At 65.9% G+C, this 24,577-nt stretch carries 25 protein-coding genes; 12 read left to right on the top strand and 13 right to left on the bottom strand.

What is annotated here, in order from left to right; translation table 11 throughout:
* The first annotated feature begins 28 nt into the window (after positions 1 to 28).
* The 4 genes from F9929_RS13240 to F9929_RS13225 all read left to right on the top strand — a co-directional run bounded on the left by F9929_RS13240 (position 29) and on the right by F9929_RS13225 (position 6,204).
* Positions 29 to 928, top strand: a complete 900-nt coding sequence (locus tag F9929_RS13240; protein WP_193227750.1) for an acyl-CoA thioesterase — start codon at positions 29 to 31, stop codon at positions 926 to 928.
* A gap of 282 nt (positions 929 to 1,210) precedes the next feature.
* Positions 1,211 to 1,549, top strand: a complete 339-nt coding sequence (locus tag F9929_RS13235; protein WP_152047047.1) for a P-II family nitrogen regulator — start codon at positions 1,211 to 1,213, stop codon at positions 1,547 to 1,549.
* 37 nt (positions 1,550 to 1,586) lie between these two features.
* The gene (locus F9929_RS13230; protein WP_152047046.1) at positions 1,587 to 2,969 is read left to right on the top strand and encodes an ammonium transporter; all 1,383 of its coding nucleotides are present in this window, start codon (positions 1,587 to 1,589) and stop codon (positions 2,967 to 2,969) included.
* 205 nt (positions 2,970 to 3,174) lie between these two features.
* Entirely contained in the window at positions 3,175 to 6,204 is a 3,030-nt protein-coding gene (locus F9929_RS13225; protein ID WP_235919269.1) for a DNA translocase FtsK, read from the top strand.
* A gap of 34 nt (positions 6,205 to 6,238) precedes the next feature.
* Here the strand turns inward: F9929_RS13225 and F9929_RS13220 are convergent, their stop codons facing one another.
* Together F9929_RS13220 and F9929_RS24025 are read right to left on the bottom strand one after the other, a co-directional pair.
* Entirely contained in the window at positions 6,239 to 7,084 is an 846-nt protein-coding gene (locus F9929_RS13220; RefSeq protein WP_152047045.1) for an MOSC domain-containing protein, read from the bottom strand.
* 89 nt (positions 7,085 to 7,173) lie between these two features.
* Entirely contained in the window at positions 7,174 to 7,350 is a 177-nt protein-coding gene (locus F9929_RS24025; protein ID WP_193227749.1) for a hypothetical protein, read from the bottom strand.
* A gap of 299 nt (positions 7,351 to 7,649) precedes the next feature.
* Between F9929_RS24025 and F9929_RS13215 the strand changes: the two genes are divergently transcribed.
* The 4 genes from F9929_RS13215 to F9929_RS13200 all read left to right on the top strand — a co-directional run bounded on the left by F9929_RS13215 (position 7,650) and on the right by F9929_RS13200 (position 11,405).
* Complete coding sequence (locus F9929_RS13215; RefSeq protein WP_152047044.1) at positions 7,650 to 8,318, top strand: outer-membrane lipoprotein carrier protein LolA; 669 nt, start codon at positions 7,650 to 7,652, stop codon at positions 8,316 to 8,318.
* Entirely contained in the window at positions 8,315 to 8,992 is a 678-nt protein-coding gene (locus F9929_RS13210; protein ID WP_152047043.1) for a class I SAM-dependent methyltransferase, read from the top strand. The genes F9929_RS13215 and F9929_RS13210 overlap by 4 nt, the downstream gene beginning before the upstream one ends.
* Positions 8,993 to 9,078: 86 nt before the next feature.
* On the top strand, positions 9,079 to 10,518 hold the full coding sequence (locus tag F9929_RS13205) for an Nramp family divalent metal transporter (protein WP_152047042.1): 1,440 nt from the start codon (positions 9,079 to 9,081) through the stop codon (positions 10,516 to 10,518).
* 83 nt (positions 10,519 to 10,601) lie between these two features.
* Positions 10,602 to 11,405, top strand: coding sequence for an exodeoxyribonuclease III (locus F9929_RS13200; protein WP_152047041.1), 804 nt, complete (start codon positions 10,602 to 10,604; stop codon positions 11,403 to 11,405).
* Positions 11,406 to 11,494: 89 nt separating this feature from the next.
* On the opposite strand, the gene F9929_RS13195 is transcribed toward F9929_RS13200, so the two are convergent.
* Together F9929_RS13195 and F9929_RS13190 are read right to left on the bottom strand one after the other, a co-directional pair.
* Positions 11,495 to 12,184, bottom strand: a complete 690-nt coding sequence (locus F9929_RS13195; protein ID WP_152047040.1) for an OmpA family protein — start codon at positions 12,182 to 12,184, stop codon at positions 11,495 to 11,497.
* 132 nt (positions 12,185 to 12,316) lie between these two features.
* Complete coding sequence (locus F9929_RS13190) at positions 12,317 to 13,075, bottom strand: class I SAM-dependent methyltransferase (protein ID WP_152047039.1); 759 nt, start codon at positions 13,073 to 13,075, stop codon at positions 12,317 to 12,319.
* Between the two features lie 93 nt (positions 13,076 to 13,168).
* Here F9929_RS13190 and F9929_RS13185 point away from each other — a divergent pair, with 93 nt between their 5' ends.
* Together F9929_RS13185 and F9929_RS13180 are read left to right on the top strand one after the other, a co-directional pair.
* Positions 13,169 to 13,966 (top strand): helix-turn-helix transcriptional regulator, encoded by a 798-nt coding sequence (locus F9929_RS13185; protein WP_152047038.1) that lies wholly within the window; start codon positions 13,169 to 13,171, stop codon positions 13,964 to 13,966.
* 166 nt (positions 13,967 to 14,132) lie between these two features.
* Positions 14,133 to 14,600, top strand: coding sequence for a DUF5086 family protein (locus F9929_RS13180; protein WP_152047037.1), 468 nt, complete (start codon positions 14,133 to 14,135; stop codon positions 14,598 to 14,600).
* A gap of 16 nt (positions 14,601 to 14,616) precedes the next feature.
* Here the strand turns inward: F9929_RS13180 and F9929_RS13175 are convergent, their stop codons facing one another.
* The 5 genes from F9929_RS13175 to F9929_RS13155 form a co-directional block, all read right to left on the bottom strand.
* Entirely contained in the window at positions 14,617 to 15,105 is a 489-nt protein-coding gene (locus tag F9929_RS13175) for a hypothetical protein (protein ID WP_152047036.1), read from the bottom strand.
* Positions 15,106 to 15,107: 2 nt separating this feature from the next.
* Entirely contained in the window at positions 15,108 to 15,569 is a 462-nt protein-coding gene (locus tag F9929_RS13170; RefSeq protein WP_152047035.1) for a hypothetical protein, read from the bottom strand.
* Positions 15,570 to 15,651: 82 nt separating this feature from the next.
* Positions 15,652 to 17,079: a hypothetical protein gene (locus tag F9929_RS13165; protein WP_152047034.1), complete on the bottom strand. Its 1,428-nt coding sequence runs from the start codon at positions 17,077 to 17,079 to the stop codon at positions 15,652 to 15,654.
* Positions 17,080 to 17,343: 264 nt separating this feature from the next.
* Complete coding sequence (locus tag F9929_RS13160; RefSeq protein WP_152047033.1) at positions 17,344 to 17,796, bottom strand: Crp/Fnr family transcriptional regulator; 453 nt, start codon at positions 17,794 to 17,796, stop codon at positions 17,344 to 17,346.
* Positions 17,797 to 17,997: 201 nt separating this feature from the next.
* Positions 17,998 to 18,681 (bottom strand): response regulator transcription factor, encoded by a 684-nt coding sequence (locus tag F9929_RS13155; RefSeq protein ID WP_152047032.1) that lies wholly within the window; start codon positions 18,679 to 18,681, stop codon positions 17,998 to 18,000.
* 115 nt (positions 18,682 to 18,796) lie between these two features.
* Between F9929_RS13155 and F9929_RS13150 the strand changes: the two genes are divergently transcribed.
* A complete protein-coding gene (locus tag F9929_RS13150) occupies positions 18,797 to 19,333 on the top strand; it encodes a L,D-transpeptidase family protein (RefSeq protein ID WP_235919267.1) in 537 nt (178 codons plus the stop codon).
* Between the two features lie 78 nt (positions 19,334 to 19,411).
* Positions 19,412 to 21,724, top strand: coding sequence for an FdhF/YdeP family oxidoreductase (locus F9929_RS13145; protein WP_152047030.1), 2,313 nt, complete (start codon positions 19,412 to 19,414; stop codon positions 21,722 to 21,724).
* Positions 21,725 to 21,733: 9 nt separating this feature from the next.
* On the opposite strand, the gene F9929_RS13140 is transcribed toward F9929_RS13145, so the two are convergent.
* From F9929_RS13140 to F9929_RS13125, 4 genes are all read right to left on the bottom strand, one after another.
* Entirely contained in the window at positions 21,734 to 23,359 is a 1,626-nt protein-coding gene (locus F9929_RS13140; protein ID WP_152047029.1) for a tetratricopeptide repeat-containing diguanylate cyclase, read from the bottom strand.
* 158 nt (positions 23,360 to 23,517) lie between these two features.
* Positions 23,518 to 23,733 (bottom strand): DUF3072 domain-containing protein, encoded by a 216-nt coding sequence (locus tag F9929_RS13135; protein ID WP_152047028.1) that lies wholly within the window; start codon positions 23,731 to 23,733, stop codon positions 23,518 to 23,520.
* Between the two features lie 68 nt (positions 23,734 to 23,801).
* Entirely contained in the window at positions 23,802 to 24,236 is a 435-nt protein-coding gene (locus F9929_RS13130; protein ID WP_152047027.1) for an EVE domain-containing protein, read from the bottom strand.
* Between the two features lies 1 nt (position 24,237).
* On the bottom strand, positions 24,238 to 24,525 hold the full coding sequence (locus F9929_RS13125) for a YciI family protein (RefSeq protein WP_152047026.1): 288 nt from the start codon (positions 24,523 to 24,525) through the stop codon (positions 24,238 to 24,240).
* Between the last annotated feature and the right edge of the window lie 52 nt (positions 24,526 to 24,577).

Genomic DNA, 24,577 nt, shown 5'->3' with positions numbered 1-24,577 from the left:
CACTTAGGTTGATCGCAAGAGCGTGGCAATGAACAGGGCGGCTGCTGGGGCGACGATGACGAGCATGGAAGGGTTGATCGCCCTTCTCGATCTGGAGCGGATCGAGGAGAATCTCTTTCGCGGCATCAGCCTCGATCCCGGCTGGCAGCGCGTGTTCGGGGGGCAGGTGATCGCGCAAGCGCTGGTGGCCGCGCAGCGCACCGTCCCGCTTGAGCGTCCCGTTCATTCGCTCCACGGTTACTTCCTGCGGCCGGGCGATCCCGAAGCCCCGATCCTCTACGAGGTCGAGCGCATCCGCGACGGCGGCTCCTTCACGACGCGCCGTGTCGTGGCCGTGCAGCGGGCCCAGGCGATCTTCACCCTGTCCGCGTCCTTCCAGGTCGCCGAGCCGGGGCTGGAGCATCAGGCGGCCATGCCGGCGGTGCCGGGGCCAGAGGAACTGCCGGGTGGCGAGGACCTGACCCGGCTGCTTCTGCAGAACGCGCCCGAGCCGATCCGCCGCTATTGGACGCGGCCCCGCCCGATCGAGTTCCGCCCCGTTCTTCTCGACCACTATCTGACGACCGACAAGCTCGAGCCGGTGCAGCGGATCTGGGTGCGCACGCTGACGCCGTTCACGGGCGACCCGGCTCTCGGTGCGGCGGTTCTGGCCTATCTGTCCGACATGACGCTTCTCGACACGGCGCTGTTCGCCCATGGCCTGTCGGTGTTCGATGCGCGCATCCAGGCGGCGAGCCTCGATCATTCCATGTGGTTCCATCACCCGGTCGATCTGTCGGACTGGCTGCTTTACGCGCAGGACTCCCCGTCTTCCTCCGGCGGACGCGGCCTGACGCGCGGCTCGCTTTTCACGCGCAACGGCGTGCTGCTCGCTTCCGTCGCGCAGGAAGGTCTGATCCGCCCGAAGCGCGGCGCAAGCTTTTCATAACGCTACCGCGTCCGATGCCGCCTGATTGCGCGGCATCTGCCTAAATCGGAAGCACAAGCTCGGTTTCCAGGCGAGGCTGGCCGGCTTCTTTCGCCCCCGCCACCCCTTCGATGCCCACCTTTCGCGCGGCGAAACCGCAAAATGCGGTGTTGGCGGGGCGGGCACCCTCAGTTGGCACGAAGCTTGGATAGGGGAGGACATGGCGTGTCGCGCGAAAGCACGGCGCGTGAGGGTCCAGAAGCGGGCGACCGGGGGTCGCCGCCCAATGTTCGAGGTTCGCGAATGAAGATCGTGATGGCCATCATCAAGCCCTTCAAGCTGGACGAGGTGCGCGAAGCGCTGACCTCGATCGGCATCCAGGGGCTGACCGTCACCGAGGTGAAGGGCTACGGCCGCCAGAAGGGCCATACCGAGATCTACCGGGGCACGGAATATGCCGTGAGCTTCCTGCCCAAGCTGAAGATCGAGGTGGCCGTGCCCGCCGAACTCGTGGACCGCGCCGTCGAGGCGATCGGTGTTTCCGCCAAGACCGGCCAGATCGGCGACGGCAAGATCTTCGTCTTCGGCATCGAGCAGGCCGTGCGCATCCGCACGGGCGAAACCGACGCGAACGCGCTCTAAAGACCACGCGCAAGAACTCCAAGGGGCTGACGAGTTGATGAACTTGAACTGGAAGAAAGCGCTATTCGCCGGCGGGCTGCTGGCGGGCATGGCGGCGAGCGCGGCCTTCGCGCAGGATACGGGCATCGCCGGTGTGACCACCACGACGGCCGCTCCCGCCGATGTGGTGGAAAAGGGCGACGTGGCGTGGATGCTGATCTCCACCGCCCTCGTGCTTTTCATGACCCTGCCGGGTCTCGCCCTTTTCTATGGTGGCTTGGTGCGCGCCAAGAACATGCTGTCGGTCCTGATGCAGTGCACGGTGATCGCCGGCGTCGTGATGATCGTCTGGGTGCTTTGGGGCTATTCCTTCGCCTTCGGTGGCGGCACTAGCTACTTTTGGGGCGGAACGGCCAAGATGTTCCTGGCCGGCGTTACCAAGGAAACCACGGCGGCGACCTTCACCAAGGGCGTGGTGCTGCCTGAATACGTCTTCATCTGCTTCCAGATGACCTTCGCCGTGATCACGCCGGCCCTGATCGTCGGCGCCTTCGCCGAGCGCATCAAGTTCTCGGCCGTGGTGCTCTTCACCGTTCTCTGGATCACGCTGGTCTACTTCCCGATGGCCCACATGGTCTGGGATGCGGCGGGCCTCATCTTCACCGGCACACATGCCAATGGCGTCGCGGCGATCGATTTCGCCGGCGGCACGGTGGTCCACATCAATGCCGGCATCGCGGCGCTCGTCGGCTCGATCCTCGTCGGCAAGCGCACGGGCCTCGGGCGCGACAACATGGCGCCCCATTCCATGACGCTGACCATGGTCGGCGCCTGTATCCTGTGGGTGGGCTGGTTCGGCTTCAACGCCGGCTCCAATCTGGAGGCCACCTCCGGCGCGGCGCTCGCCATGATCAACACCTTCACCGCCACCGCCGGCGCGCTTGTCGCTTGGTGCGTGATCGAAACCGTGACGCGCGGCAAGGCTTCCATGCTCGGCGCGGTGTCCGGCATGGTGGCCGGCCTCGTCGCCGTGACGCCGGCCTGCGGCACGATCGGCCCGGTCGGCGCCATCGTTCTCGGCGCCTTCGCCAGCCTCGTCTGCTACTTCTTCGTGGCGGTCGTGAAGCCGAAGCTCGGCTACGACGACTCCCTCGACGTCTTCGGCATCCACGGCGTCGGCGGCATCATCGGCGCTGTCGGCACGGGCATCTTCACCTCCACCTCGCTCGGCGGCACCGGCTATCTGGAAGGCGTGACGATGGGCGCGCAGGTTTATTCGCAGATCGTCGCGGTTCTGATCACCGTGGTTTACTGCGGCGTGGTGTCGGCCATCCTCTACAAGGTGGTGGACCTCGCGGTGGGCCTGCGCCCGACGGTGGAAGCCGAGCGCGAAGGCCTCGACCTCACCTCGCACGGCGAAGCGGCCTATCACGCGTCCTGATCCGGGAATAACTTTCAAGACAGGGGCAGGCGGGCGACCGTCTGCCCTTTTTCCGTTTCCGGTGGCGGAACGGGCCATATCCGCGTGGAAGGAATTCTTAGGGTTAAACGGGATTTAACCAGCGCACCCTTAAGGTCGGGAACGGACGATGCCCGGCCGCTCCCGGCGGCGGGGCCAAGGCATGAACTGAACGGGCGGTTGAAGCATGGCCACCACGACGATCGGCAGAAACGGGACGAAGCAGGCGGCTCGCGTGGCAGCGCCCGTTCCCGCGCGCGAAGCGCCGAGCTTCCTGCACCGGCAGATGGAAATCGCGGGCGGGGCGGGGCTCACGCTTCTCGGCCTTTGGCAGGCGCTCGCCTTCGCCACCTGGAATGTCGGCGATCCGTCCTGGTCGCAATCCAACGATAAGGCCGTCGAGAATTTCGCGGGCGCGTCCGGAGCGGTCATGGCCGACCTCGCTATGCAGTGCTTCGGCCTCGGCGCCGTGCTTCTGGCCGCTTTGCCGATCATTTGGGGGCTGCAGATCGCCCTTGGCCGGTCCGTCGACCGCATCTGGCGCCGCGCCTGGTTCGCCATCGGCGGCATCGTGCTGAGCTCCGCCGCGCTCGGCTGCTTCGCCGCCCCTGCCGGCTGGCCGCTGCCGATCGGCCTCGGCGGTGTGGCCGGCGACATCGTCCTGAAGCTGCCCGCCGCCGTTATCGGTTCCTATCCGACGGGCACGCTCGGGCTGATCCTCGCCGCGATCCTCGCCGCCCCCGCCGCCTGGCTGTTCCTCAACGGCGCCGGCCTCATCGACCGCGCGCAACCCGGTGTGCCGACCCTTGCGCGGGACGGACGACGCATCGCCGTGGAGGATGACGCGGAAGACGACGAGCCGCGCGAGAACCGTCTCGCCCTGGCGCTCGGCGCAGCCGCCCATTTCATTTATTCCGCGAAAGCCGCCTTCGGCCGCCGCCGCGCCGAGTTCTCGTCCTCGCGCCGCGATCCGGGCGAGTTCGCCGACGGCTTCCGCGACTGGCGCGAGGAAGACATCGAGGACGCCGCTCCCATCCGCGAAGCGCCGCGCCCGGCGCGCGAGATCCGCGTCGCCGCGCCCTATCGCGGCGGTTACGTCGACCCGCTGGCCGACGAGGACGAGGGCGCGACGCTGAAGGACGCGCCCGAGCCCTTCCATTTCGACGCGCCGCCCGCGCGCCGTCCGCGCCCTCAGGCCGAGACGCCGATGGTGCCCGTCGCCGCGCAGCGTTCCGAGCCGGCCTTCGCCGGGGAGGAGGACGATCAGGACGAGTTCCGCCCCTTCGCCGAGCGTCATGAGGTGGACGGCGAGGACGAGCCGTTCTTCGACGAGGAAACGGCTGAGCCGGACGAGGACGCCATGCCGGTGATGGTGGCGGACGACCGCGTCGCCCCGGCCGCCGCGCCCGAAGCCGAGACCGGCTGGCTCGGCGGGATCGCCGCCAACATCGTCGCCTTTCCGGGCAAGCGCAAACCGAAGGCCGAGCCCGAAGCCCGCCGCACCGAGCCTGCCATGCGCGCTCCGGCCCCGCGTCCCGAACCCGCGCCCCGCGCCGCCGCCCCGGCGCCATCGTCCGGCGTTCGCGTCGTGCCGGCCGCCGCCCCGTCGCGTCCCGCCGCGCCCCAACGTTCGGGTGCCGCCGCCGCGATGGCCTATGCCCCGTCGCGTGAACTCGCGCCCTTCGAACTGCCGCCGCTCGATCTTCTGGCCCCCCCGAAGGCCAAGGGCCGCGACGCGAGCCTTGCCCCGGAAGTCCTGCAGGACAATGCCCGCCTCCTTGAAGGCGTTCTCGACGACTTCTCGGTGAAGGGCGAGATCATCGAGGTGCGCCCCGGCCCTGTGGTGACGCTCTACGAACTGGAGCCCGCGCCCGGCATCAAGTCGAGCCGCGTCATCGGCCTCGCCGACGACATCGCCCGCTCCATGTCGGCGATCGCTGCCCGCGTCGCCGTGATCCCCGGCAAGAACGCCATCGGCATCGAACTGCCGAACGCCAAGCGCGAGACCGTGTATTTCCGCGAGATGATCGCCTCGGAAAGCTTCTCCGGTAACAAGGCCAAGCTCCCGCTCGCGCTCGGCAAGACCATCGGCGGCGAGCCGGTGATCGCCGATCTTGCCAAGATGCCGCATCTTCTCGTCGCCGGCACCACGGGTTCGGGTAAGTCGGTGTCGATCAACACCATGATCCTGTCGCTCCTCTACCGGATGACGCCGGCCGAGTGCCGCCTCATCATGATCGACCCGAAGATGCTGGAACTCTCCATCTACGATGGCATCCCGCACCTTCTCGCGCCCGTCGTCACCGATCCGAAGAAGGCCGTGGTGGCGCTGAAATGGACGGTCCGCGAGATGGAGGACCGTTATCGCAAGATGTCGAAGCTCGGCGTGCGCAACATCGACGGCTTCAACCAGCGCCTCGCCACCGCCGCCGAGAAGGGCGAGACCATCTCGCGCACCGTGCAGACCGGCTTCGATCGCGAGACCGGCGAGCCGATCTTCGAGTCGGAGGAATTCGACCTCTCGCCGCTGCCCTATATCGTGGTCGTCATCGACGAGATGGCGGACCTCATGATGGTCGCCGGCAAGGAGATCGAAGGCACCGTCCAGCGCCTCGCCCAGATGGCGCGCGCCGCCGGCATCCACGTCATCATGGCGACGCAGCGCCCCTCCGTCGACGTCATCACCGGCACGATCAAGGCGAACTTCCCGACCCGCATTTCCTTCCAGGTGACCTCCAAGATCGACTCCCGCACCATTCTCCAGGAACAGGGCGCCGAGCAGCTTCTTGGGCAGGGCGACATGCTCTTCATGGCCGGCGGCGGGCGCATTCAGCGCGTCCACGGGCCTTTTGTGGCCGACGACGAGGTGGAGGAGATCGTCAAGCACCTGAAGACGCAGGGCGTGCCGGACTATCTCGACGCGATCCTTGAAGAAGAGGACGAGGACGGCGGTTCGGCTCCGGCCGGCGGCAAGGGCGGCGGCTCGGGCGAGGACGTGTCGGGCCTGGAGGAATCCACCGACCTCTACGATCAAGCGGTGGCCGTGGTCCTGCGCGACGGCAAGGCGTCCACGTCCTATGTCCAGCGCCGGCTCCAGATCGGCTACAACCGCGCTGCCTCGATCATCGAGCGGATGGAGCGCGAAGGCATCGTCGGCCCGGCCAACCATGCCGGCAAGCGCGAGATCCTGGTGCCGACCGAAGAAGACAAGATGTGACGGGGAGGGGCCTCATCCGCCCCCGGCCGGTCGCTCAAACGGCGATCGGCCAGCTATTCTCGCGGCGCTCCACCACCCGTACCTCGTCGCCGACCTTCAGTATGCCGATCCCACGCGGCACCGCGTTCCAGCCGAACAGAGCGCCGGGCGCTTGGCTGTCGCCCGAGCGGCGCGTTTTTCCAAGCGTCGCCAGAGGTTCCTTGCCGTCGCGCTTCCCCTGATCCTGATCCACCGTGGTCACGGCGCAGCGCGCGCAGGGCTTCACGAGATCGAAGACCACACCGCCCGCCTCGATCGCCGCCCAGCCATCCTCGGCGAAGGGCTCGGCACCGTCGATCACGAGGTTCGGGCGAAAACGGTTCATCGGCACCGCTTCGCCCCCGGCCGATACGATGCGGCGGCTGAGTTCGCGAAGCGAGGCCGTGGTGGCGACGAGAAGGGGAAAGCCGTCGGCGAAACCGACCGGCACGTCGCGGTCCGTCCAGTCGCGCGACACGAGCCGGCGCGAGGCGTCGTCGAAGAAAACGAGCCGCACCGAACGGCCGAGCCAAGCCGTGATCGCGGCGCTGTGGTCCGCGCCGGCATGGGCGGCATTCACCTCGTCGCTCCAGACCGTGACGGACAGGCGCTCCTCGCCATCGGGTGTCGGCACGAAACGCTCGCCGGCATCGGGAAAGGAAAGGTGGAGCCCGTCCTCGTCGGGCAGGACGTCGAGAAGTGCCAGCGGCGGGAACTCGCGCTGCGACACGAAGCGCCCCGTTTCGTCCACCAGCATCCAGCGCCGGTCGCCTTCGAGGCCCGCCGGCGTGCTTGCGGATTCGTCGGGAAAAAGACCCCGCGCACCCTTGATCGGATAGATGCCGAGTGAACTGATCCGCATGCGCTTTCCTTCCAACCGGCCGCTCGCTTTCGCGAGTTACCATCCGGAACGGGCGACGCAACCCGAAATTCGGACGTGGAGCGCGGGACTCAGAGAAGCTTCTTGTTCGTGGTCAGCTTGGCCGCCGCCTGATCGAGTTCGGCGAGCTTGTCCTGAAGCTCGGGCGGCAGCACATATTCGACCTGCCATGTCGGGAGGCGCTGAAGAACGCGCCTGACATCCGACTGTACGCGGTGATCCGCCGAGCGTTTCGCAGCCTCGCGCATGGACGGTTTCCCTGGCATCTCGCCGGCCGGTTCTCGTTTGCCGCCAGCAACTTAGTTAGAAAGCGAATGACTTGCGGAACGGTTCCACCATTCATCACGCCTTGGCGATGACGCCATCGCTTCGTTTCGCAAGGATGTGATCGGAAGGCGAACCCGCTCGCCCTTCGCGCGGCGGGTTCCAAAGCCCTATTGAAGACGGATTCATGCGCCACCAATAGAAGGGGAAGAGACGTGGCAAGCCCCGTGCCATGCGGCGGGGTCAAGCTGCATCCTGTCCGACGAGACGCTTTGTTGAGGAAATGATGATCGATCGCACGACCCGCTTTCTTCGCCGCCTGACGGCCCGTCGCTTGGCGGCCGTGACGCTCGCTTCCTCGCTCGCGCTCGGGGCGGCGCTTTTGCCGGGGGCGGCGGTGGCGCAGGGGCGCGACGTCGCGGCGGCGCAGGCCGTCGCCGATCACTTCTCCTCCATCCGGTCCATGAGCGGTGATTTCGTCCAGTTCGACGACAAGGGCCGCCAGACCGAAGGCAAGTTCTTCATCGAGCGCCCCGGCCGCATCCGCTTCGACTATGCGGGAACGCCGGTGCGCGTCGTCGCCGACGGCAACAACGTCGCCGTCAACAACCGCAAGCTGAACACCTGGGACCTTTATCCCCTGTCCAAGACCCCGATGAAGCTGCTTCTCGACCAGCGCATCGACCTGTCGGCCGCCAATATTCAGGACGTGAAGCAGGACAAGGACCTCACCACCATCGTCATGGGCGACAAGTCGATCTTCGGCAATTCGCGCATCACCATGATGTTCGACCCTTCCACCTACGATCTGCGGCAATGGACGATCCGCGACGGGCAGGGCAAGGACACGACCGTGATGGTCTACAACGTCAAGAACGGCGTGTCCGTGCAGGATTCCCTGTTCAAGATCCCCTATACGGCGATCGCGCAGGGCCAGACCGGCAACAAGTGAGCGAGGCCACCGCTTCGCCACGGATCGACCCCGCCCGCGCCGAGCATTTCATTCAAAGCAACACGAGCCCGCTCGCGCCTCCCCATGTTCCCGAAGTGACACTGCGCCTTGCCGACGAGGCGCACGATCTCTGGCTCAGGACGGAAGAGGAACTGGCGGCGATCGGACTGCCGCCGCCCTTCTGGGCCTTTGCCTGGGCGGGGGGCCAAGGCCTCTCGCGCCATCTTCTGGACCGCCCCGAAACGGTGCGGGGCAGGACCGTTCTCGATTTCGCGTCCGGCTCTGGCCTCGTCGCCATCGCCGCCGCCAAGGCCGGCGCGCGCGAAGTCACGGCGGTCGACATCGATCCCTTCGCGCCCGCCGCCATGCGCCTCAATGCCGAGTTGAACGGTGTCACCTTCGACATCCGCCTCCTCGATCTCGTCGGGCACGACGTGGCGGCGGAGGTGGTGCTGGCGGGCGACGTGTTCTTCGATCGCGAGATGGCCGCGCGCATCGCGCCCTGGTTCGACAGGCTCGTTGAACAGGGGCACGAGGTGCTGGTCGGCGATCCGGGCCGCGCCTACCTGCCCAAGGATAAGGTGGAGCACCTGTCCACCCACGAAGTGCCCGTCACGCGCGCGCTGGAGGATGCCGAGGTGAAGCGCACGACGGTCTGGCGCTGGCGCGGCTGACGCTCCGCGCCCTCCGGCCCCACATGACAAGCGATTGACGAGACCCCCTGCCTGCACCAATTGGCATGCAACCGGCGGGAGGGGTGATGTCCATCAATCAACGCATAAAGGGTGGCTCTGCCGCCGATCTGTTTCCGACGCGCGTGCTGGGCCGGCCTGAGGTGCGCGATCTGCCGGCCGCGCCCGACAACACCGCCCGCCTGATCGGGCCGGGCATCGTCGCGGCCGGCGTCGGCCTGTCGTCCGGCGAGTTCATCCTGTACCCCTATATCGCGTCCCAGGTCGGCATGGCCTTCGTTTGGGCCGCGCTTCTGGGCGTGATGACCCAGTTCTTCCTGAACATGGAGATCGAGCGCTACACGCTCGCCACCGGCGAAACGGTGCTCACCGGCTTCAGCCGCTTCTGGCGGCATTGGGGGCTCGTCTTCGCGCTGATGACCTGCTTCGCCAATCTCTGGCCGGGCTGGGCGACGAGTTCGGCCACCATGCTGTCCTATATCGTCGGCGGCGAACCGCGCTGGATCGCTATCGCGATGCTGATCGTCATCGGCCTCATCCTGACGCTCGCGCCCGTGGTCTACGTGATCCTGGAGCGCCTTCAGATGGTGAAGGTGGCGGCGGTCGGCCTCCTGATCGTCATCTCGGCCTTCTTCGTGATCACCGCCGAGGACTGGGCCGCCCTTCCGCAGGTGGTCACCGGCGCCACGATCCCCTCGCAGCTCGGATTCGCGCTGCTTCTCGGGGCGCTCGCCTTCGCCGGCGCGGGCGGCGGCCAGAACCTCTGCCAGTCCAACTGGATTCGCGACAAGGGCTTCGGCATGGGCTCCTATGTCCCGAAGATCAAAAGCCTTCTGACCGGCGCCACCGAGGCCGCGCCCTCGACGGGCTTCGTGTTCGAACCGACGCCGGAGAACATGACCCGCTGGAACCGGTGGTGGCGTTTCGCCAACTGGGAACAGCTTCTGACCTTCGTGCTCATCACCTTCGTGACGATCACCTTCACCTCGCTGCTCGCCTATGCGACGGTCTACGGGCAGGAAGGCCTCGGCAATTCCGTCGCCTTCGTGCAGCGCGAGGGGCAGGTCCTCAGCGAACGGGTCGGCGGCTGGTTCGGCGCCTTGTTCTGGTTCATCGGCGCGTTCTCGCTCTTCGGAGCGGCGACCGGCATCGTGGACTACACGGCGCGCCTTGCCGCCGACGTGCTGCGCACCTCCTATCTCCGGCAGGCCAACGAGAGCCGGCTTTACTTCGGCATCGTCTGGGCGCTCGTCGCTATCGGCGTCGTGGTGCTTCTGGTGGGCCTCACCCAGCCTTTGGTGCTCCTCGTCATCTCGGCCTGCACCGGCGGTTTGATGATGTTCATGTATTCGCTGCTTCTTCTCGTTCTCAACCGCCGCGTTCTCGTTCCCGAGATACGGCCGGCGGCGTTCCGGGTCGCGGCGCTCGTATGGGCCTTCCTTCTGTTCGGCGGGCTGTCGATCCTGACCATCATCCAGCAGATCCCGAAGCTCTGGGGCGCGGGCTGATCTTCGAACCGGCGGGCGACGGCACGGCTTGCGTCGCCGCCCGCTCCTTCGCATAAGGTCCGTCTCTTCAGCCGGACGCTTCCATGCCCTTCACGCTCGCCACCTGGAACATCAACTCCGTGCGCCTGCGCATCGATCTGGTCGAGCGCTACCTCAAGACCCGCGCGCCGGACGTCCTGTGCCTTCAGGAAACCAAGTGCCCGGACGATCTCTTCCCGCGCGAGGCCTTCCACGCGCTGGGGTACGATCACGTCGCGATCCACGGCCAGAAGGGTTATCACGGCGTCGCGGTGATCTCGAAACACCCTTTCCGCGATATCGTGCGCCAGACCTTCTGCGGCATCGAGCACGCCCGGCACCTGTCCGTCAGGATCGAGGTCGGCGGCCGGGCCTTGCGCATCCACGACTTCTACGTTCCGGCCGGCGGCGACGAGCCGGACCCGGCGATCAACGACAAGTTCCGCCACAAGCTCGACTTCATCGAGGAAATGCGCCGCGTCACGGCCTTTGCCGAGCCGGACACTTCGGCGATCCTCGTCGGCGATCTCAACATCGCGCCTTACGAGACCGATGTCTGGAGCCACAAGCAGCTTCTTAAGATCGTCTCGCACACCCCCGTCGAGACCGAGGGGCTGCTTCTGGCCATGCAGGACGGGGCCTGGGCCGATCTCATTCGCGCCCGCGTGCCGATGGAGGAGAAGCTCTATACGTGGTGGAGCTACCGCTCCAAGGACTGGCTCGCCGCCGACAAGGGCCGTCGCCTCGACCATATCTGGGGCTCGGCCGATCTCGTGCCGCTCACCACCGCTCATGAGGTCCTGAAGGAAGCGCGCGGCTGGGACCGCCCCTCCGACCATGTGCCCTTGTCCGTCACGCTGAATCTCTGATCGTCGCCTCCAGCCGCGCGGCGAAAGCTAAAGGATCGCGATCGGGCAACGGCCGCCCGCAAGGAGCGAGCGGCCGGAATGCGTCGTTCTTAGTAGGCCGCCATCGGGCGGCCACCGCCGCCGCCTTCCGTCGGAATGATCGAGACCTCGACGCGGCGGTTCGCGGCGCGGCCCGCTTCGCTGAAGTTGTCGGCGATCGGCTGCGTTTCGCCATAGCCGCGCACGTCGAAGCGGCGGGCGTCGATGCCGACTTCGGTCAGGAAGTCCTCCACCGCCAAGGCGCGGCGGCGCGACAGGTCGAGATTGTAGTTGTCCGAGCCCTGGCTGTCGGTATGGCCGGCGATCTCCACCAGCGAGCGGTCGTATTTGCGCAGAACGAGGCCGACCGAGTTCAAGACCGGATCGAAGGCCGGCAGGATCTGGTCGCCGTCGGTCGGGAACGTGATGTTGGAGGGCATGTTGAGGACGATGCGGTTGCCGACGCGCGTCACCGACACGCCGGTGCCGCGCAGGTAGCCGCGAAGCTCCGATTCCTGGTTGTCGACATAGGCGCCGAGGCCGCCGCCGATCAGCGCGCCGACGCCGGTGCCGACCAGCGCCGCCGTGCCGGAATTGACGCCCGTCGCCTTGCCGACGAGGAAGCCGCCGAGCGCGCCCGCGCCCGCGCCGAGGCCGGCGCCCGTCGCCGTGTTGGAAAGCTGGGACTCGCCCGTATAGGGATTGGTGGTGCAGCCGGCGAGGATCGCCAAGGCGGCGAGGGCGGGAACGATCGTCTTCATCAAGGTCTCGTCAAAAAGGCTTGGCCGCTTGCCCCCTCGGCTCCGGCCGTCTGGCGATGTGGACAAGAACCGTGGCCGAATGTGGTTGACGAAAGCTTAAAGCCGCCGCGCCGGCCACCTGTTGCCGCCGGGTTACGCCGCCTCGATCCAGATGGTGTCGAGAAGGAAGCTGCCATCCGGCTCGATCGAGAATGCCTGTTTTGCCTCTTCCGGCAGAGCGTCCTGCAGATAGCGGATGGCCGCCACCGCGACGTCGGGCGTTCGCATCCGCGCCGTCCAGGTGGCAAAATCCATGCGCAGGCGATGGGCCTCCATCCGCCGGACGGTGAAGCCCGCTCGGCCGAGCATGGCCTGCCATTCGCTGCCCGAATAATCGCGCACATGGCTCGGATCGCGCAGGGCTTCCACCGCCTGGAGATGCGTGTCGAGAAGGGCGGGACCGGGCGAGGCTGCGTCCACCACGAGAAAGGGCGCGCCCCGCTTCAGAACGCGCCGCGCTTGGCGCAGGCCCGCTTCGACGTCGCTCCAATGGTGGGCGCTGAAGCGGGTGAGAACGAGATCCATGCTCTCATCGGCGAAGGGCAGCACCTCGGCGCGGGTCTGGACGGTCTCGATATTGCCGATCCCGCGCGCGGTCGCCGTCTGCGCCACGGCGGCCAGCATGTCGGGCGAGAGGTCGGCGGCCACCGTGCGCGCCGTGTGCGGCGCGACGCGATAGGAAACGTGGCCGCCGCCGCAGCCAAGATCCAGGGCGTTCGCCGGATGCAAGGCGCGCGCGATGTCTTCCATCCAGTCGAGATCGGCGCCCGAAGCGTGAACCGCGCTGGAAACATAGGCCTCTGCCCGCGCGCCGAACTGGCGGTCGACGACGGCGGAATGGTCTCTTGCCATGGATTTTCTCTTGTTTGACGTGTTGGCGAAACCGAGGTCGCATGGCGTCAAGAGAGGGACAATACGCCTCGTTATCCTGGTATAAGAAGTGCCATGGACGATCCGAACTTCCGGCGCGGCGAGCTCGGCGCATTCTTGCGGGCGCGGCGCGAGGCGGTGCCTGCCGCAGCATCAAGCTCCGGCGCGCGTCGACGCCGCACGCCCGGTCTCCGGCGCGAGGAAGTGGCCGATCTGTCGGGCATCAGCCCCGTCTGGTACGCACGCATCGAGCAGGGACGGGAGGTTTCGCCCTCGCCCGCCGCGCTTGCCCGGATCGCGCAAGCTCTGCGGCTCGGGCGGGCGGAGCGCCGGCATCTCTTCGCCCTTGCCGGCAAGGGCGATCCCGATGGCGAGAAACCCGGCGAAGGGGCGGCCCCGCCCATCCTGAAAGCGCTCGTGGAGCGGCAGGAGGAGCCGGCCTATCTCCTCGACCGGCAATGGAACGTCGCCGCCTTCAATCCTGCGGCAGTCACACTTTTCGGGTCCTGGCTCGGCGCGCCCAAGCCCAATCTCCTGCGCTTCGTTTTCCTCGACCCCGCCGCCCGCTCGCTCATCGTGGACTGGCCGGACCGCGCGCGCCGCCTCGTCGCCGAGTTCCGGGCCGATCAAGTTCGAAGCCTGAGCGAACCGGATTCCGCGTTTCTGGTGGAGGCTCTTCTGGTGGACGCGGATTTCGCGACATGGTGGCGCGAGCGCCGGGTGCTCGGCCGCGAAGGCGGCTTACGGCGCTTCCACCATCCCGAGCGCGGGGCCATCGCCTTCGAACAAGCGACGCTCGTGGCGCCCGAAGAGCCCGGCTTCAAGCTCGTCCTCCTGGCGGCGAGGCATGAGCGAGTTCAAGATCGGACGTGATGGCTAGCGAAAAGCGCCTGACGAGTTCGTCGCTTCGGGGCGAGTCATTCGTCCGGGCTGCCGATGCCGTCGCCCACCTCGAATCCATCGACAGATTGCGCGGAGGAAGGGCAAATCCTAGAAGGGAAAGACGCAAGACATTTCATCCGCAGGCGGGAGCGATCCCATGAAGCTTTCCGAACATGTTGCCCGCGATGGCATTTCGAACCGTCGGCATCCGGCCATGGTTGGGATCGTCGTGGCGAGTCTGCTTGCTGGATATTCCGGCCCGGCCGCTCCCGAAGAACTGGCCGGAGACGTCGTCCTGGCAGCCGACGCCAAGACGGTCACCTGGGCCGCGATCTACAGGAAGCCCGCGCCTGGGGGAGAGGACCCCTGGTACCATATCGAGGTCATCGAGAAGGATCGGGGCTCCGAGCCTTGGGTCTTTCGTCGGCTCGCCGCGCATATGGCCATCACGCCAACGGCGCTTTTGGCGAGCCGTTCCAATAAGCGTGCGAAAACCTACGGATACAAGAACGAGCAGTTCATCACCGCCTATCGGCAATGGCAGGGTCGATCACCGGAAATCCGGGACGGACAGGTTTGTCGAAGCACTGTCCTCGATTGCCTGAAACGGGTTCGAGAGGATTGACCCGGCCGGGTTCTCTTCAAAAGTTACCGAGAAGGCTTTCCACCTTGCGGATGTAATCGCTCGACTGGTTCATCTCCTCCTCGGCGGCGCGCAGATTCTTCTGCAACTGCTGGATCTGGAGCTTTCTGTCCCAGTTCTCGGCATTGGCCGCCTTCAACCGCTCTTCCGTCTGCTTCAAGCGAAGCTCCAAGCTGGCGATCTGGTCGCAATAGCGGATCTGGTCTTCCTCGACGCGCTTCAGGAACTGCCGGGCATCGCGCTCGATGGTGGTGAACTTCTGTTCGTAGTCGCGGATCGTGCGCGCCGCGCGCTCCACGAGAAGCATGGCGTTCGACCAGTCCTGGCGCACGAAGCCGCCGGTATAGACCGAAACCTGGCTGGGGGCGGACGCTTCTTCGGGCGTGGGCGACGCCATCGGCCGCTCGAACATGGACGCGACCGGGTTGGGGTCGCTCCATTCGTCGAAGGACGTTTCCTTGCCCGTGTCGTTCAGGGCGGTGTCCATGGTCAGATGCGGCCGATCGAGGAAAGGTTGCCGGTGATCGCTTCGTGCAGCTTGCCGAGCCATTCGTTGGCTTCGCGGGTGCGCGCTTCGGCGGCGTCGGCGCGGGCATTGGCCGCTTCGATCTCCTTCTGCGCCGCCATGAGCTGGGCATGAACGGCTTTCAGATCGGCAAGGTGCTGCTGGGTCTGCTCCTCGGCCGCGCGGCGCAACTGCTCGATGCGGTCTTCCCGGTAGCGGATCGCTTCGGCGGCTTCCTGGACGAGGGTGATGGCCGAGGCCCAGTCCGGGCGCGCCGGGGCGTCGCTCGCTTCGCCCGAGCGGGAAGCGGAGGGGAGCGGCACCGGCGCCAGCGCCAGGACGCGAGGCTGATCGTCGTTGTTCATGGGAGCCATCTCTTCGCTCGCGCCCCGCAGCGTCCACTCGACGCCCTCATAGAGTTCGTGTGACTTGGCGTTGGAGGTCATGGTCCGGCTCCCCTGATCTTCATCCCATCATACCCCGAAACGGGCGAGAACGGCGGTTAGAAATCGCCGCGTTCAACATTTGTTAGGGATTCTTCTTGGGGGAAAACGGGCTGACATTCGATGGTTCCACCGTTTGTCCGTCTTCGGCGCGCGCGTGATCGTCCTCGCCGACGACGCTGACCATCCGCGCGGCGCGGCGCAGCACCTCGTTCTGGCGCTGAAGGGCGACGCGATTGTCGCGCGCGATCTCCAGCGCGCCTTGCGCCAGCGTGCGCTCGGCACGCTCGCCTTCCAGTTCCTCCACCAGCCGCCGGTTCGCCGCTTCCAGGGCGATGCGGTCGCTTTCGAAGCGGGCCGTCGCGGTTTCCAGCCTGACGTTCAGGCTGCCGATGCGCGTCGTGGCGTTTTCCACGAGCGCGTCCTTGGCCGCCAGCGCCTTGTTCAGCATCTCGTTGCGCTCTTCGAGTTCTTTGCGCCCGCGCTGGTCGGTATGCGCGTCGGCAAGATACCGCTCGATCTCGGCCCGCGCGCTTTCCAGACGCCGCCCGAGCGTCGTGCGCTCCAGCGCCAGTTCCTTCAGCGAGCGCTCGGCGGCGCGCAGCGCATCGTCCTTTTCGCGGAAGTGGTTGCGGGTGGATTCGAGAATCTGCTCCGTGGTCGACAAACGGGCAGTCACCGCTTCCAGCTTCAGGCCGAGCGTCGCGCGCTCCGCATTGCCTTGCGCCAGCGCCGCTTCGCTGTCCGTTTCCAGCTTTTCGCGGAAGGCGACCTCGCCCGCCATCCGGGCTTCCAGCGCGGTGAAGGCGAGCTGCTGGTTTTCGCGCTGCTGCAGGAGTTCGGCGTTGCGCGCTTCCAGAAGCCCCAGCTTCTCGGCCTGCGTTTCCGACAGGATGCGTAAGCGGCGGATTTCGCCTTCGTTGACGACGCCTTGTTCCATTTCCCGGCGAAGACTGGCTTCCGCCCGGTCCAGCGCCTGCTCGTTGGCTAGATTCTCCGCGCGCTTGAAGCCGAGTTCGGCTTCCAGATGCTCGCGATGCTCGGCATCGCCCGCGACCTGCCGTTCCAGCGTTTCGATCAGCGACATCTTCTGCGACAGCAGGAGAAGGCGCTCTTCCGCGACCGCGGTCTGCGAAACCAGTTCGCCTTCCAGCTTGCCCTGCCGCGTGTCGAGATTGGCGTTCTCGGCCTGGAGCGAGGAGATGGCGTTGGACAGGCTCTCGACTTCGCGTCGCAGGTCCCGGCCATTGTGGATCTCGCGCGCCAGAAGCGCTTCGGTTTCCTGCACCCGCGCCTTGGCCTGCGGCAGTTCCATGAACATCGAGTCGAGCGGCTCGATCATTTCGTTGAATTCGTCGCCGAGGGATTTCAGCTCTTCCAGCCGGTCGATCATCCGGCTGAAGCGGACCCGCAGCATCTCGCTGCGCTGGCCGATGCCGTCCATGCCGACCGGCTTTTCGCTCGGCCGCCCGGCGAATGAAGGAGCGGCGGATTCCGGCCGTTCCGGCGCCATCCTGGGCGCCGCGCTCCGTTCTTCCGAAAGAGCTTCCGGAGCAGGTTTGCGACCGAAAATTGACCAGGATAAAGTCATGTGCTCTTCCCGGCTCGGCGTCGGGCCAAAAAATCGACGGAACACCGACATGGCGTCCGCCGGTGCTTCATGAGCTATTATGAATTCTTAATCTTCGCAACCGAAGCGGTTACGCGCCGGCAGGTTGCCCACGGCTTTCCTCCGGCCGAAATGGCGGTCCGGCGTGAACTGCGACAGGATGACTTATCAGCCGAACCGATCCTCCAGGGCCAGGATGTCGGCGGTCATGCGCGCCAGGTCCTCGGCCAGGATATCGTAGAGCTTGCCGGCGATCTCGGGATATTCCTCCAGCATCCGGCGGAACAAGGGCCGGGTGATGCGGATCAGATCGCAATCCGTCAGCGTCACGGCGGTCGCCGGGCGGCGCGTTTCGGTGAGAAGCGCCAGTTCCCCCAGAAGCGAGCCCGGCCCGAACCGGCCGACCGCAACCTGAACGCCGCCTTGCGGGCGCAGGAGTTCGACTTCTCCCGACACCACGACGAAGCCGGCATCGGAGCGCGCCGCCAGCCGAAACAGCGTTTCGCCCTGGCGAAGCCGCCGATGTTCCGATCCGAAGGCAAGCATTCGCAACTGGTCTCCTGAAAGACCAGCGAACAAAGGAACAGTCTCGAACACCGCGATGTCGCTTTCGAGGCTCATCCGGTGGTGATCGCTCCCCCTTCCGGCCGGCGCGGGACCATGGCTCTGCCCGCGCGGGCACGGTCCCGCAACATCGTCGGCACCGGTCCGAAGCGACCGGGGCCCTGGTGATTCTATAGCCTCAACGCCAGCCCAAGGAAATCCGCGAAGCGCTCATCCGGCTCGCGGATCAAGTTCGGCGCAAGCCTTTGGGGCCTTGCCTCAGGGCATCAGCTTGTAGCCGCCGGCTTCCGTGACGATCAGGCGGGCGTTGGAGGGATCGGGCTCGATCTTCTGGCGCAGGCGGTAAACGTGCGTTTCCAACGTGTGCGTGGTGACGCCGGAATTATAGCCCCACACCTCTTCCAGAAGCACGTCGCGGGTGATGACCCGGCGATCGGCGCGGTAGAGGTAGCGGATGATCGCCGTTTCCTTCTCGGTGAGGCGGATCTTGCCGCCCTTGTCGTCGAGAAGCACCTTCTGGCTCGGCTTGAAGATATAGGGGCCGACCTGGAAGGTCGCATCCTCGGACTGCTCGTGCTGGCGAAGCTGCGCCCGGATGCGGGCGAGAAGCACGGCAAAGCGGAAAGGCTTCGTGACGTAATCGTTGGCGCCCGCTTCCAGCCCGAGGATCGTGTCGGAATCGGTGTCCTGCGCCGTCAGGATGATGATCGGCGCCTTGAAGCCGGACTTGCGCAGGACCTTCACGGCCTCGCGCCCGTCCATGTCGGGCAGGCCGACATCCATGCAAACGAGGTCGATCAGCCCGGCGCGCGCCGCGGCGATCCCCTTCGTCGCGGTCGGCTCCTGGGAAACCGAGAATTCCTCGTGCAGCGAAAGCTGCTCGGCGAGGGTCTGTCTCAGGTCGTCGTCGTCGTCCACGATCAGGATGCTGCGTGCGCTCATGAACCCTTTGTCGCCTTCGCCTCGCGAAACTGCCATATGCCGCACGGCCAAATGCCCGGCGCCGTGGTGGCCTGATACTGCTATGCCCATAGATAGGGAGGATTTCCGGCGCGTCATGCTCAAGAATAGCCGAAAATCGACCATTCTCGTTCGCCGCTCGCCTTTGTCGCCGACGCGCGGGATCGTCCAGGCCGGCCCGTTGCGCCTGCCCGCCGCCATCGGGCGAAGCGGCATCGGCACGACCAAGCGCGAAGGCGACGGAAAAACGCCGGTGGCCACCATGCGGATTCTGTCCGCCTGGGCGCGGCCGGGCCGCATGCCGGGCCTCAGCACGGCGCTGCCCCTGCGCCGTTCCAGAGCTTGCGACGGCTGGTGCGACGCGCCCGAGCACCCCGCCTATAACCGACCCGTGCGGCTGCCCCATCCCGCCAGCGCCGAGACCATGCAGCGCGAGGACCGGCTCTACGATTTCGTGGTGGTGCTCGACTGGAACATCACATCCCGTGCACGGGGCCGGGGAAGCGCGATCTTCCTCCATATCGCGCGCGAGACCTACGCACCGACCGCCGGATGCGTGGCGCTTTCTCCCGCCGACATGCGCCGGCTCGCGCCGTTCCTGAAATGCGGAAGCCGGCTCAGGGTCATTTTATAATCATTCTGGAACGGGGCCTTCGACGCTTCGTTGAGTTTTCCTGACGGGACCTCCGTCCGACAGGGAGTTTCTTGTTCCATGAAACGTAGCGAGATCACCGATCATCCGACGGTCGAGCCCTATACCTCGCCTTCGGGCGGCTGGGGCTCGCTGAAGTCGGTGACGGAAAAGACCCTGGCCGAGGGGCTTTCCGTCGAGACCATGACGAAGATGCTCACCAAGCAGAACAAGGCGGACGGCTATATGTGCGTCTCCTGTTCCTGGGCCAAACCGGCCGAGCCGCATCTGGCCGAGTTCTGTGAGAACGGCGCCAAGGCCACCGTCTGGGAGGTGACCAAGAAACGGGCGAGCCGCGATTTCTTTGCGCGTCACCGGGTCGCCGAGCTTCGCGACTGGACCGACCATGAACTGGAAAAGGAAGGGCGTTTGACGACGCCGATGCGCTACGACGCCTCGCTCGACCAGTATGTGCCGGTGAAGTGGGAAGACGCCTTTCGCGAGATCGGGGCGGAACTGAACAAGCTCGACCCGAAATCCGCCGTCTTCTACGCCTCGGGGCGGGCCTCGCTCGAAGCCTCCTACATGTGGCAGCTTTTCGCGCGCATCTACGGCAACAACAACCTGCCGGACTCCTCGAACATGTGCCACGAATCGACCTCGGTCGGGTTGCCCAAATCCATCGGCTCGCCGGTGGGCACGGTGCAGATCGAGGACTACGACAAATGCGACATGATGTTCTTCTTCGGGCACAATACGGGGACGAACGCGCCGCGCCTTCTTCATCAGGTGCATGACGCCCGGAAGCGGGGCGTGCCGGTCGTCACCTTCAATCCGCTGCCCGAACGCGGTCTGATGCGCTTCAAGGACCCGCAATCGCCGGTGGAGATGCTGACGCCCGACGAGGGCGTGAAGATGTCGAGCGACTTCTTCCAAATTCGCCCCGGCGGCGACATCGCGGCGATGACCGGCATCGCCAAGGCGGTGCTCGATCTCGACGACGCGGCGCGGGAAGCGGGGGCCAAGCGCGTTCTCGACATCGACTTCATCGCCGAGCACGGCCACGGCTTCGCCGAGTTCGAGCAATATCTGCGCGACAGCCAATGGGCCGATATCGAACGCATTTCCGGTATCGCGCGCCACGATCTGGAGCGCGTCGCCGGCCAATATGCGCGGGCCGAGGCGGTGATCGGCAATTACGGCATGGGTCTGACCCAGCATCGGCACGGCGTCCAGAACGTGCAGATGCTGTGCAACCTCCTCCTCATGCGCGGCAATGTCGGCAAGCCCGGCGCCGGCGTGTCGCCGATCCGAGGCCATTCCAACGTGCAAGGGCAGCGCACGGTCGGCATCACCGAAAAGCCGGAACTGACCCCGCTCGACACCTTCGAGAAGCTCTACAGCTTCAAGGCGCCGCGCGAGGAGGGTCTCACCACGGTGAAGGCCTGCGAAGGTATCCTGAACGGTTCGGTGAAGGCTTTCATCTCGCTCGGCGGCAATTTCTCGCGCGCGGTGCCCGAAACGGCGCTGATCGAGCCGGCCTGGATGCGCCTCCGCCTGTCGGTGCAGATCGCCACCAAGCTCAACCGCAATCACCTCCTGCCGGGCGAGGTCACGTATCTCCTCCCCTGCCTCGGCCGCATCGAGGAGGACATCCAGGCGAGCGGGCCGCAGCATGTCTCGATGGAGGATTCCACCGCCTGCATCCACGGCTCGATCGGCTGGCGCAAACCCGCTTCGCCCGAACTCCTGTCGGAGCCGAAAATCATCGCGGAACTCGCCAAGGCGACGGTGCCTGGCCGCTCCACCATTCCCTGGGACGCGTGGGTGGCGAACTACGCGGTGATCCGCGACGAGTTCACTAAGGTCTGGGACGACTTCCACGACTTCAACGCGCGCTTCCTTCAGCCGGGCGGCTTCCACCGCGACCTGAAGGCCTGCCGGCGCGAATGGAACACGGAAACGAAGAAGGCGAATTTCCTCGTGCCGACCGGCATGGACGTCAATCCCGACATCCATGTCGATGGGAAGAGCATCCTGACCCTTCTGACGGTCCGCTCCAACGACCAGTTCAACACGACGATCTACGGCTATGACGACCGCCTGCGCGGGATCAAGGGCTCGCGGATGATCGTTCTGATGAACCGGGAGGACATGGAACGGATGGGCCTGAAGGACGAGGACCGGGTGGACGTGATGACCCATGCCGGCGACGGGGTGGTGCGCAAGGTCGAGGACTACCGCGTTCACGCCTTCTCGATTCCGAAGGGGGCGGTGGCGGGCTATTATCCCGAACTCAACCCGCTTCTGCCGCTCTGGCATCACGATTCGGAGGCCCATACGCCGGCGGCGAAAGCCATTCCGGTGGAGATCCTGCCCCGCCGGGCCGCCTGAACCTCCTTGTCAGGCGACGGCCGCCGAAACGCTGCGCGTGTCGGCGGCTTCGAGCCAGCGAACCTGGTTGCGCCCGCCTGCCTTGGCCGCATAAAGCCGGTTATCGGCGCTCGCCAAGGCGAGGGCGGGATCGTTCTCCACCATCGCCACGCCGATGCTCACCGTGACGGCGAGGCCGAGCGCGATACCGGACCAGTCATGCTCCTGGATCGCGATGCGGACCGCTTCGCAGAACGAGCGGGCATGACCCATGGTGGCGCAATCCACGAGAAGCACGAATTCCTCGCCTCCCAGGCGCACCGCGTGATGGGTCTCGCCGCACAGGGCGGTGAGGATGCGCGCCGTGCACTTCAGCACCTCGTCGCCGACGATGTGCGAATGACTGTCGTTGATGGCCTTGAAGCGATCGAGGTCGAGGATCGCCAGCGCGAAAGGCTTTCCCAGATGCGCGAGCTCGGCCACGAGCGCGTCGAAGCCGCGCCGGTTGAGAAGGCCGGTCAGGGGATCGATCCGCGACATGCGGGTCATGGTTTCGAGCTGCGCGCGAGCCTCGCCGACCATCTGGCGAATGCGGTCGTTCTCGCAGACGATCTCCGCGATGCGGGCGCGCTGCTGGGCCTGATGGCCGGCGGCGCGCGCATTGGTCTCGTGGAAGCGTTTGAAGTATCGCAGCGCTTCCTCGAACTGCCCGATCTCCTCGTGGATGCGTGAAAGATAGCGAAGGGCGTAGGCTTCCGAATCCTTCTGTTGCGTCCGCTCGGCCAGATCGAGCGCCAGTCGGCAGATTTCCTCCGCTTCCTCGAAATGGCGCAGATGGATGAGGACTTCGCTCTTGGTGTAAAGGAACTGGAGCTGAGAGCGGCAGCCGAGCGTGTCCCAGATTTCCCGGCAGCCGCTCAGGACCGCCATCGCCTCGGCTCCGCGCTCGGAGGTCATCAGATATTCGCTCTTGTTGCAGAGAGCGATCTGCAACCCCCAAAGGTCTCCCTCGGCGTTCGCGATCCCGACCGCCTCCTCGTTGATCCTCAGGGCGTCGGCCAGGAGTCGCTGCGCCTGCGCGTCGTCCTCCTCGCCTTTGCGGATCGAGGCGCGGTCGCACTCCACGCCGGCGAGATTGATGATCCACCAGCCGAGAACCACGGGCGGGCCGCAACGGGCGGCCGCGACTGCGCTCTCGATGAGTTCTCGCGCCCGCTCCAAGTGCTTGCAGTACCAGAGAACGACGCCGAGGACGTTTGCGACGAAACCCTTCACGTCGACGGGAAGTTTGTCGCTTTCGGCGAAGGCCTGGCTGGCGATTTCCGCCGCCTGTTCGGACAGGCCGCATTCCAGAAGGAGCCAAGCCTGCATGGCCTGCGCCCAGGCGATGCCGACATGGTCGCCGAGGCGAGCCGCGATGAAGCCCGCTTCCCGCGCCCGGCCGATCGCCGTCTCGGCTTCGCCAAGCTGGAAGCCGGCCCAGGCCATCAGCCGCAGGGCGACGCTGGTCCCGTAAATGTCGGCTGCTTCCTGCGCTTCTTTCCAGATCTGCTCCGCAAGAACGAGACACGACCTCGGTTGCCCATGGCAGGCATCGTGCCAGGACGCCTCGAGGCGCGCCTGGAAAGCCGAAGGGTGTAGAAACGCGCCGAACATCCGACCACCGAAACACGATCGGCGAACTTTCGCAGGACGACACTTAACGTCGCGTTAGAATCAACCCCATATTGCGGCTGCACACTTCAAATAGCCAGCGAAACGGTGCCGGGCGCTCTGTGGGCCCGGCAGGGTTCAAGGGCATAGTGGGAGCCTTGTCAGGCGTCCTTCAGCCGCTTGCTCTTGCCTTGAAGCTCGTCGATCAGCTTGGATGCGTCGCCCTTGGTCAGGTTCTCGTCGAAGGGCGTGTCGGTTTCCTCGCAGAGCGTCTTCAGATAGGAGGCCTGTGCGCCTGTCATCGGCTCGCCGCCCGTGGTCCAGTCGTCCGGGTCCTTTTCAGCGTTGGACGGCGCGGCGTTCTTCGGGTTGTCCATCGGTTCACTCCAAGAGGAATGTTCCGGTAATGTTCATGCCGCCGATCGGTTCCGGCGGCACGCCTTATTCAAACCCCGATCGTCTCGGGATCGAGGCCGCCCATCCGGCAGACGGTGCGGAACTCCTCTTCCCCGACCGGCTGCACCGACAGGCGGGAATTCTGCACGAGCACCATGTTCCGGCAATCGGGTTCGGCCTTGATGGCGTCCAGCGTCACCGGGTTCGGCAGATCGGCGAGGGCGCGCAAATCCACGCATTCCCACGTGCCCTCCGTCGCGGTGGAATCGGGATGGGCTTCGGCCGCCACCTCCACGATGCCGACCACGGCCTTGCCCTCGTTGGAATGGTAGAAGAAGCCGCGCTCGCCCACCTTCATCGCCCGCATGAAGTTGCGGGCCTGATAGTTGCGCACGCCGTCCCATTCCTGGCCGGCCTGACCTCGCGCCTTTTGTTTGTCCCAGGACCAGGAGGAGGGCTCGGACTTGAAGAGCCAGAACGCCACTTCAGCCTTCCGGGTTGTTGATGACCCAGTTCCAGCGGCGGATCGTGACGCTCTCGAAAATTTCTGCCTTGGCATAGGGATCGGCCTCGGCGATGGCGCGCGCTTCGCCTTCGCTGCCCGTATCCACGACGATCAGGCTGCCGACCGGCTTCTCGTCGGGGCCGAGAAAGGGGCCGGCGAATTTCAGCCGTTCGCCCAAGGCGTTCAGATGCGCCAGATGGTCGGTGCGCACCGCCGCCCGCGTTTCCTGCATTCCCGGCTTGTCGTCGCAAAGGATGGCGAAGAGCATGAGACCTCGATTCGTGTGTCTTGCCTTTTAGGGGTTAGCGACCGGATCGGTC

The sequence above is a fragment of the Aureimonas psammosilenae genome (genome assembly GCF_009176975.1).
GTDB lineage: Bacteria > Pseudomonadota > Alphaproteobacteria > Rhizobiales > Rhizobiaceae > Plantimonas > Plantimonas psammosilenae.
Note: the sequence above shows the minus strand (reverse complement) of the source record. Positions and strands in the feature narration are given on the sequence as shown.

Bases quoted from the DNA above. Each gene is read 5' to 3' on its own strand.
- F9929_RS13240 (WP_193227750.1), top strand. From the start codon at position 29: ATGAACAGGGCGGCTGCTGGGGCGACGATGACGAGCATGGAAGGGTTG.
- F9929_RS13235 (WP_152047047.1), top strand. From the start codon at position 1,211: ATGAAGATCGTGATGGCCATCATCAAGCCCTTCAAGCTGGACGAGGTG.
- F9929_RS13230 (WP_152047046.1), top strand. From the start codon at position 1,587: ATGAACTTGAACTGGAAGAAAGCGCTATTCGCCGGCGGGCTGCTGGCG.
- F9929_RS13225 (WP_235919269.1), top strand. From the start codon at position 3,175: ATGGCCACCACGACGATCGGCAGAAACGGGACGAAGCAGGCGGCTCGC.
- F9929_RS13220 (WP_152047045.1), bottom strand. From the start codon at position 7,084: ATGCGGATCAGTTCACTCGGCATCTATCCGATCAAGGGTGCGCGGGGT.
- F9929_RS24025 (WP_193227749.1), bottom strand. From the start codon at position 7,350: ATGCGCGAGGCTGCGAAACGCTCGGCGGATCACCGCGTACAGTCGGAT.
- F9929_RS13215 (WP_152047044.1), top strand. From the start codon at position 7,650: ATGATGATCGATCGCACGACCCGCTTTCTTCGCCGCCTGACGGCCCGT.
- F9929_RS13205 (WP_152047042.1), top strand. From the start codon at position 9,079: ATGTCCATCAATCAACGCATAAAGGGTGGCTCTGCCGCCGATCTGTTT.
- F9929_RS13200 (WP_152047041.1), top strand. From the start codon at position 10,602: ATGCCCTTCACGCTCGCCACCTGGAACATCAACTCCGTGCGCCTGCGC.
- F9929_RS13195 (WP_152047040.1), bottom strand. From the start codon at position 12,184: ATGAAGACGATCGTTCCCGCCCTCGCCGCCTTGGCGATCCTCGCCGGC.
- F9929_RS13190 (WP_152047039.1), bottom strand. From the start codon at position 13,075: ATGGCAAGAGACCATTCCGCCGTCGTCGACCGCCAGTTCGGCGCGCGG.
- F9929_RS13185 (WP_152047038.1), top strand. From the start codon at position 13,169: ATGGACGATCCGAACTTCCGGCGCGGCGAGCTCGGCGCATTCTTGCGG.
- F9929_RS13180 (WP_152047037.1), top strand. From the start codon at position 14,133: ATGAAGCTTTCCGAACATGTTGCCCGCGATGGCATTTCGAACCGTCGG.
- F9929_RS13175 (WP_152047036.1), bottom strand. From the start codon at position 15,105: ATGGACACCGCCCTGAACGACACGGGCAAGGAAACGTCCTTCGACGAA.
- F9929_RS13170 (WP_152047035.1), bottom strand. From the start codon at position 15,569: ATGACCTCCAACGCCAAGTCACACGAACTCTATGAGGGCGTCGAGTGG.
- F9929_RS13165 (WP_152047034.1), bottom strand. From the start codon at position 17,079: ATGGCGCCGGAACGGCCGGAATCCGCCGCTCCTTCATTCGCCGGGCGG.
- F9929_RS13160 (WP_152047033.1), bottom strand. From the start codon at position 17,796: ATGAGCCTCGAAAGCGACATCGCGGTGTTCGAGACTGTTCCTTTGTTC.
- F9929_RS13155 (WP_152047032.1), bottom strand. From the start codon at position 18,681: ATGAGCGCACGCAGCATCCTGATCGTGGACGACGACGACGACCTGAGA.
- F9929_RS13150 (WP_235919267.1), top strand. From the start codon at position 18,797: ATGCTCAAGAATAGCCGAAAATCGACCATTCTCGTTCGCCGCTCGCCT.
- F9929_RS13145 (WP_152047030.1), top strand. From the start codon at position 19,412: ATGAAACGTAGCGAGATCACCGATCATCCGACGGTCGAGCCCTATACC.
- F9929_RS13140 (WP_152047029.1), bottom strand. From the start codon at position 23,359: ATGTTCGGCGCGTTTCTACACCCTTCGGCTTTCCAGGCGCGCCTCGAG.
- F9929_RS13135 (WP_152047028.1), bottom strand. From the start codon at position 23,733: ATGGACAACCCGAAGAACGCCGCGCCGTCCAACGCTGAAAAGGACCCG.
- F9929_RS13125 (WP_152047026.1), bottom strand. From the start codon at position 24,525: ATGCTCTTCGCCATCCTTTGCGACGACAAGCCGGGAATGCAGGAAACG.